Here is a 7,330-nt window from a genome sequence, read left to right as displayed (position 1 = left end):
GGCCAGCAGGCCCGCGCCGGCCCGGACGGCGGCGCGGCGGCGCCGGCCCGGCGGGGCGGCGGCCCGGGCGACCAGCAGGGCCAGCCCGGTCCGGGTCCGCTCCTCCCGCCCGGGGGCGAGGCAGGCGGTGACCACGGGCCGCCAGCGCGCCGGCAGCGCCTCGTCCAGCCGCAGCGGCGCGGCGCCCCGCGCGTACGCCTGGGCGGCCAGCGAGCGGGCCCGGGCGGTCGCGCCGAGGAAGGGGTGCAGGCCGCCGGTGAGCAGTTGGTGGGCGATCACGCCGAAGGCCCAGACGTCGGCGCTGGGGCGCACCGCGACGCCGCGGGCACCGGTGCGCTCGGACCACCACTCGGGCGGGACGTGGTCGGGCGAGCCGAGCGGAGGGGCGTAGGCGTGGGTGCCCTCCAGCTCGGCGGTGAGGCCGAAGTCGGCGATCTTGGCGGTGCCGTCGGGCATCAGCAGGACATTGGCCGGTTTCAGGTCCCCGTGCACCCAGCCGGCCCGGTGCATGTGGGTCAGCCCGGCGCAGACCTCGGTCAGGATGCGTTCGGCTCCGGGCGCCGCCGTACCGGGGCGGGCCTCGGCCAGCAGGTCCTGGAGGTTGCGGGCGGCGCGTTCCATCACCAGGGCGACGGCGCCGTCGAGCGCCGGGTGGTCCGGGTCCTCGACGGTGGCCACGGCGAAGGTGCGGATCAGGTGGGGATGGTCGGCGCGGCGGCTGAAGCGCTGCTCGCTGCGGGCCATCCGGGCCACGGTCCGGCGCTGGCCGGGGCTGAACCGGGCCGCGCCGAGGATCTTGACGGCGGCCGGGCCGCCGTCGGGGCCCTCGGCGGCGTACACGCTGCCCCAGGCGCCCGCGCCGAGGAAGGCGCCGAGGCGGTAGCCGGCGATCGGGTAGCCCGCCGGGACCGCGAACGGCGGGCCACCGGGCGCGGGCCCGCCGCCGGGCGGCTCGGGCTCCGGCCCGGACGGGGCACCGGGCGTCACGGCCGGGCGGCCGGGCGCCGGGGCGGGAGCAGTGCGAGGTGCTCCTCCCGGACGAGGTCGAACCTCAGCGCCAGCGCCACCAGTTCCTCGCGCTTTCCGCCGCCCGGGCCCTCCTCGTACGGCTCGCGCAGCCGCAGCTTGGTCGCCACCAGGTAGTCGATGTGGTAGTTGACCGCCGAGCGGCTCAGTCCGCGGCAGCCGGGCAGGGCGCGCAGCCGGGCGAGCACCTCGGTCACCCCGGGGACGGCCGCGGCGGAGGGCGAGCGCAGTCTGGGCTCGCAGAGTGCGAGCAGGACCAGGAAGTACTTGGCGGTCGGGTCCAGGGCGAACGGGCTGACGGTGCGCTCGCCCTCGGCGCCGCCGGGCCGGCCGTCGAGGTAGGCGTGCTGCGGGGCGAAGACCTTGAAGGCGGCGGGCCCGCCGAGGGCGGGCAGCAGCACCCGGGAGAGTTCGAACGGGACGGGCGCGCCGATCCGGCCGGGCGCGACCTTGACGTGCTCCCCCGCGCCCTCCAGGTTCTCCACCACGTAGGTGGCCGAGGTGCTGAAGTTGGACAGCCGCCAGTAGTCCTCGGCCGCGACCACCTCTCCCGCCCGGCGGGAGACGCCCTGGTCGGGCAGCGGGATGGGGACCGGCCGGCCGGGCTCCCCGCGCCCGAACACCGCGGTCTCGCCCGGGCCCATCCGCAGCAGGCCGGGGGTTTCGCCGGGCGCCACCTCGGGCCCCGGGCCGGGAAGTTGCACGATGACCGTGTCCACGCGGCACCTCCGTGGGATCGGGTCGATGGTATCCGTCCGATTCGCCCCGGGGGCAACCCGCCACCCGGACGGGTGAGAGGAGCGCCGGGGCACCGCCAACCCCGCCGGGCCGTGGGCGGGTTGCCGATGCCACCCGCCGCTTCCCGATGAACCGATCGTCCGTCAGGACTGGAGTTGTCCGTGTGCTGAACGGGCGGCAAATGGTTGCAGGATGTAGTTGAACCGTCACCATGAGTGTGACGCAACGCACACACGCCGAGTTCACAATGTGTGCAAGACTCATCTCAAGGAGTGAGATTCCCTTAATTTCCAAGGAGGTTCGCATCATGCGCACTCGGATCGCAGCTGTGGTCATGGCAGCGGCAGGGATAGCCGGCCTGTCGGCGGCCCCGGCCATAGCGGCCGCGGCGACGCCCGGAACCGACGGCGCGGCCTGCGCCGCGGTGCTCAACCGACCCTGCGTCTCGCACCAGGCCGACGGCGGGGGCATCGTGGGAGTCGCCCGGGTCAGCGCCGACCGGGGCCAGTTGACGCTGGTTCGGGTCGAGATCCGCACCCAGGCCGCCTGGGGCAGCCCGTGGAAGACGGTCGCCGCCGCGACCACCGTGCGGTTCGGCTCCGCCGAGGCGGTCACCCCGCGGGTGACCACCACCGCCCCCCGCATGATCTGCGCGACCGCCGGCCCCGCGCTGGACGTCGCCCAGCAGGTCACCACCTGTACCAACCCGTTCTGACCGCGGGGCCGCCGAGGCGCCGCACCCGCCCACCCCACGCCGTCCGTACGACCGGGCAGCCGTCCGGACGACCGGTGAGCAGGAAGCCGTAGCGGACACGAACACCGGGCCGGCCGTCGGGACATCCCCCGACGGCCGGCCCCGGCCGTTCCCACCCGGCAGAACGGGCAGGGGCGGAAGATCGCCCGCCAGTCGGACCCGGGTGGACCTGGGGCACCCCTTCACGGCAAACTGGTCTAGACCTCGGAGGTCTAGACCTCAGACTCGCCTCAGAACGGTGGACCCAGTATGGAAATCGTGATCGTCCCTGACGCCCGTGCGGCCGGCGACCTCATCGCCGCGGCGATCACCGATCTGCTGACCGACAAGCCCGACGCCCTGCTCGGCGTGGCGACCGGCTCGACCCCGCTGCCGATCTACCAGGCCCTGGCCGAGCGGGTCCGCGACGGCCGGCTGGACGCCGCCGAGGCGCGCATCTGCCAGCTGGACGAGTACGTCGGCCTGCCCGCCGGCCACCCCGAGTCGTACCGGTCGGTGGTGCTGCGCGAGGTCGTGGAGCCGCTCGGCCTGACCGAGGACTCCTTCCTGGGCCCGGACGGCAACGCGTCCGACATCGCCGCGGCGGCCGTCGCCTACGACCGCGCGCTGGCCGAGGCCGGCGGCGTCGACCTCCAGCTGCTCGGCATCGGCACGGACGGCCACATCGGCTTCAACGAGCCCTGCTCCTCGCTCTCCTCCCGGACCCGGATCAAGACCCTCACCCGGCAGACCCGGGTGGACAACGCCCGCTTCTTCGACAGCATCGACGAGGTCCCGCACCACGTCATCACCCAGGGCATCGGCACCATCCTGGAGGCCCGCCACCTGGTGCTGCTCGCCACCGGCGAGGCCAAGGCCGAGGCCGTCGCGCTCGCCGTCGAGGGCCCGCTGTCCGCGGTCGTCCCCGCCTCGGCGCTCCAGCTGCACCCGCACGCCACCGTGGTGGTGGACGAGGCGGCCGCCTCCCGCCTCAAGCTCGCCGACTACTTCCGCGACACCTACGCGGCCAAGCCGGCCTGGCAGAAGCTCTGACCACTCCCGGGCGGCACCCCTGACGGGCCGGGGTGCCGGCCGCCGACTCCCCTCGGTGGCCGGCGCCCCGGCCGCTTCGCGTCCGCCCCGGGTGCGCACCGGGTCCGCCCCGAGTGCGCCTCAGCGCTTGCGGAGCCAGTCGCCGAAGGCCGCCAGGCCGGGGCCCGGGTCGCGGCGGCCGACGCCGATCCGGAAACGGTCGGCCGGGGTCGGGGTCAGCTCCGAGCGGAAGACGTCGGCGGGCAGCAGCAGCACGCCCGCCTGTTCGACCAGGGCGGTGCAGAACTCCGCCACGTCGCCCGGGCCCCGGTAGCGCGGGTAGGCGACGCAGCCGCCGTCCGGCGCGCGCCACTCGAAGAGGTCGGCGAACTCGGCGAAGAAGGCGTCGAACCGCGGCAGGTTCTCGGCGATGATCGCGCGGTTGCGGGCCAGGATGTGCTCGCGGGCGGTGATCGCGATCCGGGCCAGCACCTCGCTCGGCGCCGAGTTGCAGATCGTGGTGTAGTGCTTGGCCCGCTCCAGGCGCGAGCGCAGTTCCCGGTCCCGGCAGGCGATCCAGCCGATCCGCAGGCCGGGCAGGCCGAGCGACTTGGAGGTGACGTTGAGCGACAGGGCCCGCTCGGAGAGGTCGGCGGCCTGCGGCAGGGTGCGGGCCCGGTCGTGCTCCAGGCCGCGGTAGACCTCGTCCGAGAAGAGCCGGATGCCGCGCTCGTCGCAGAGTTCGGCCAGCCGGACGAAGTCGGCGGCGTCGATCACCTTGCCGGTCGGGTTGTTCGGGAAGTTGACCGACAGCACCCTGGTGTTGGGGCGCAGCGCCGCCTCGACCGCGTCCAGGTCCAGCGCCCAGTCCCGCTCCGCGTCCAGCGCGACGCCGGTGACCTCGCACAGCGAGAGCGGAACGGTCTCGGCGGACTGGTAGTTGGGGGTCAGCACCACCGCGTGGTCGCCCGGTTCGAGCAGCACCTGCATGGCGAGGTTGAGCCCCTCCTGGGCGCCGCCGAAGCAGATCACGTCGTCCTCGCCGACCTGTTCGTACATCCCGGCGACCGCGCGGCGCAGCCCGGGGTCGCCGAAGGTCTCGGTGTAGCCGAGGGCCAGGGTGTCCCAGGCCTCGCGGTCCTCGGGGCCGGCCAGGGCGAGCAGTTCGGCCATCGTCATGGTCTGCGCGTCGGAGGCGGTGAGGTGGTACCGGGCGGTGAACTCCCAGCGCGAGAAGTGGGTTTCGAGCCGGAAGTCGGGGAGCTGGGTCACTGGTGGTACTCCTTGGCGGGGCCCGCCGGGTGCTGCTTGAGCTCGGCGAGCAGGCTGTACGCGGTGGAACGGGAGATCCGCAGCGCGGTGGCGACGACCGGGACGGCGCGCCGGACGGCGAACACCCCGGCCCGGTCGAGTTCGGTCAGGACGGCGAGCCGGTCCTCGCGGGTGAACCGCTCCAACGGGCGGCCCCGGTCGCGGACGTACCCGCCGACCACGTCGTTGATCCGCTCGGTCCAGTCGCGCTCGAAGAGCGGTTCGGGGCGCGGCGCGGTGGGGGCGGCGAAGCCGGCCAGCAGGGCGGCGGCCTGCTCCAGCGGGCCCCGGTCGAGGTTGACGCAGAGCACCGCCGTGGGCTTCCCGGCCTCGTCGCGCAGCACGGCGCTGACCGAGGAGAGCCGCCGGCCGTCGGGCAGCAGCTTCTCGTAGGGGCCGTAGACGTCGGGGGCGGAGGGGTCGATCCCGTCCAGTTCGCCGAGCAGCGAGGGGTCGCCGGGGGCCCGGGGGGTCATCGGGTTCCAGATGGCGAGGACCCGGTCGGTGGCGGTGTCGTGCAGCACCACCTCGGCGTACGGGCCGAGCAGCAGGGCCACGGCGCGGCAGACCGGGGACCAGGTCGGCACGCGTGGGTCGGGGTTTTCCGCAGACATGATCGGACTGTACGTCCGGATCGGACACTTCGTCCAGGACTTTCGCGCACCGGGCCCCGCCGAAGGGTCTCGGCGGGGCCCGGTGCGGCTGCCCGTGTGCGTCGGGCGGGCGCTACTTGCAGGTGATCAGCAGCCCCAGGACCGCGGAGCAGCTGCGGGTGGCCCGGCTGGTGGCGGGCGACGGGTCGGCGGGCGCCCCGGCGGTGCGGGCCACGGTGACGTCCCAGCTGCGGAGCAGCGAGAACAGGCCGACCCCGACCGAGAAGTGCCGGGTGGTGCTCGCGCCCTTGGCCAGGGGCGCGGTCAGCGCGCAGCCGAGCTTCCCGGCGGCGACGGTGCAGTCGCCGGAGGTCGTGGTCAGTCCGGCGGGCAGGTCGGCGGTGACGGTGGCCGCGGTGACCGGGTCGGGGCCCTGGCCGGTGAGGGTGACGGTGTAGTCGACCCGGCTGGACAGCAGCCCGGTCACCGGGGTCGCGGTGAGCGCGACGCCCAGGTGGGCGGCGGGGGCGGTGTAGGTGAAGCGGTCGGCGGCGACGGCCGCGCTGGTGCCGCCGGGCCCGGTGACCCGCACGTCCACCGGCCCGGTGACGGTGGTCGCGGGGGCGGTCGCGGTGCAGCTGGTCCGGGTGCAGCTGAACGAGGCCGCGGCGCCGGCCGCGCCGAAGGTCACGGCGGTGGCGCCGGCCAGGTCGGTGCCGGTGACGGTCACCGTGGTGCCGCCCGTCCCGGAGCCGCCGTTCGGGCTGATCGCGGTCACGTCCGGCACCGGCAGCGGGAAGTCCACCACGTCGACGGCGTTGCCGGTGAAGTCGGCGAGGTAGCCGTGCCGCCCGTCGGCGGTCAGGGCCAGGCTGTACGGAGCGGCGCCCACCGGGACGGTCGTGGTGACCGTCCGGCTCGCGGTGTCCACCACGCTCAGGGTGTTGTCGGCGTAGTTGGAGACGTAGGCCGCCGCGCCGTCCGGGGAGAGGGTCACGGCGTAGGGGCCGGAGCCGACCGCGACGGTGCCGAGGACCGTACCGGCCGCGGTGTCGATCACCGCGGCGGTGCCGTCGTCGCCGTCGGCGGCCCACAGCCGGGTGCCGTCCGGGCTGAGCGCGAGCCCGAAGGCGCCGTGGCCGACCGGAACGGTGCCGCTCACCGTGCCGCTCGCGGTGTCGACGACGGTGACGGCCTTGTCCCCGGAGGCCGCGACGTACAGCCGCGCGCCGTCCGCGGAGACGGCCAGCCCGTGCGGTTCGGCGCCGACCGGCACGGTCGCGGTCACGGTTCCGGACGAAGTGTCCAGCACGCTCACCGTGTTGGCGGCGACGTTGCTCACGTAGGCCCGGGAGCCGTCCGGCGCGAGGGCGAGGCCCCAGGGCTGGGCGCCGACCGGGACGGTCGCGGTGACGGCGTTGGTCGCGGTGTCCACGACGCTGACGGTGTTGTCCAGATGGTGCGTCAGGTAGGCCCGGTGCCCGTCGCGCGACACGGCGACGGCGTAGGAGCCGCTCCCGGCGGTGAAGGTGCCGGACACCGTGTTGGTCGCGGTGTCCAGCACGCTGACGGCGCCGCTGCTCTGGCTGGTCACGTAGGCGTGGCCGCCGTCCGGCGTCAGCGCGACGCCCGCCGGGTAGGGCGCCACCGCCACGTGCGCGGCCACGGCCGGCGGCGGCGTGACGGCCACGGCCGTCGCGGGCAGCGACAGCAGTGCGGCCGTGGTCGCGACTGTCGCGGCCACGGCCGTCCGGGTACGGGGTGCACGGGGTATGCGGGGCGCACGGGATGTGCGGGGTGTTCTCATGGATCTCTCCTGCTGCTCGGCACGTGCGGGTGGTGCGGATGTGGTGGTGCTCGGAGCAGGGGGAAGCGTAGGAGGCTCTCTGACTTTCCG

General features: G+C 75.0%; 7 protein-coding genes. 2 read left to right on the top strand and 5 right to left on the bottom strand.

The genetic code is table 11. The features are described 5' to 3' along the window. Both ACWGKU_RS05660 and ACWGKU_RS05655 read right to left on the bottom strand, forming a co-directional pair. Nucleotides 1–987, bottom strand: a 987-nt coding sequence (locus ACWGKU_RS05660; protein ID WP_452191355.1) for a serine/threonine-protein kinase, incomplete at its 3' end; no start/stop codon positions are given. Next, a complete protein-coding gene (locus ACWGKU_RS05655; protein WP_359899347.1) occupies nucleotides 984–1,745 on the bottom strand; it encodes a serine/threonine protein kinase in 762 nt (253 codons plus the stop codon). The genes ACWGKU_RS05655 and ACWGKU_RS05660, both read right to left, overlap by 4 nt. A gap of 326 nt (nucleotides 1,746–2,071) precedes the next feature. On the opposite strand from ACWGKU_RS05655, the gene ACWGKU_RS05650 reads away from it, so the two are divergent. Both ACWGKU_RS05650 and nagB read left to right on the top strand, forming a co-directional pair. Then, complete coding sequence (locus ACWGKU_RS05650) at nucleotides 2,072–2,479, top strand: hypothetical protein (protein ID WP_452179907.1); 408 nt, start codon at nucleotides 2,072–2,074, stop codon at nucleotides 2,477–2,479. 288 nt (nucleotides 2,480–2,767) lie between these two features. After that, the gene (gene nagB / locus ACWGKU_RS05645; protein ID WP_359899350.1) at nucleotides 2,768–3,550 is read left to right on the top strand and encodes a glucosamine-6-phosphate deaminase; all 783 of its coding nucleotides are present in this window, start codon (nucleotides 2,768–2,770) and stop codon (nucleotides 3,548–3,550) included. 120 nt (nucleotides 3,551–3,670) lie between these two features. Here nagB and ACWGKU_RS05640 read toward each other — a convergent pair whose 3' ends face one another. The 3 genes from ACWGKU_RS05640 to ACWGKU_RS05630 all read right to left on the bottom strand — a co-directional run bounded on the left by ACWGKU_RS05640 (nucleotide 3,671) and on the right by ACWGKU_RS05630 (nucleotide 7,177). After that, nucleotides 3,671–4,801: an aminotransferase class I/II-fold pyridoxal phosphate-dependent enzyme gene (locus tag ACWGKU_RS05640; RefSeq protein WP_452179906.1), complete on the bottom strand. Its 1,131-nt coding sequence runs from the start codon at nucleotides 4,799–4,801 to the stop codon at nucleotides 3,671–3,673. Further along, the gene (locus tag ACWGKU_RS05635; protein WP_380353810.1) at nucleotides 4,798–5,454 is read right to left on the bottom strand and encodes a helix-turn-helix transcriptional regulator; all 657 of its coding nucleotides are present in this window, start codon (nucleotides 5,452–5,454) and stop codon (nucleotides 4,798–4,800) included. Before ACWGKU_RS05635 ends, ACWGKU_RS05640 begins: the two co-directional genes overlap by 4 nt. A gap of 112 nt (nucleotides 5,455–5,566) precedes the next feature. Beyond that, nucleotides 5,567–7,177: a beta-propeller fold lactonase family protein gene (locus ACWGKU_RS05630; protein WP_401055279.1), complete on the bottom strand. Its 1,611-nt coding sequence runs from the start codon at nucleotides 7,175–7,177 to the stop codon at nucleotides 5,567–5,569. Nucleotides 7,178–7,330: the final 153 nt, after the last annotated feature.

The organism is Kitasatospora sp. NPDC054768, assembly GCF_053612025.1.
This window is presented reverse-complemented; position numbering and strand designations above follow the sequence as displayed.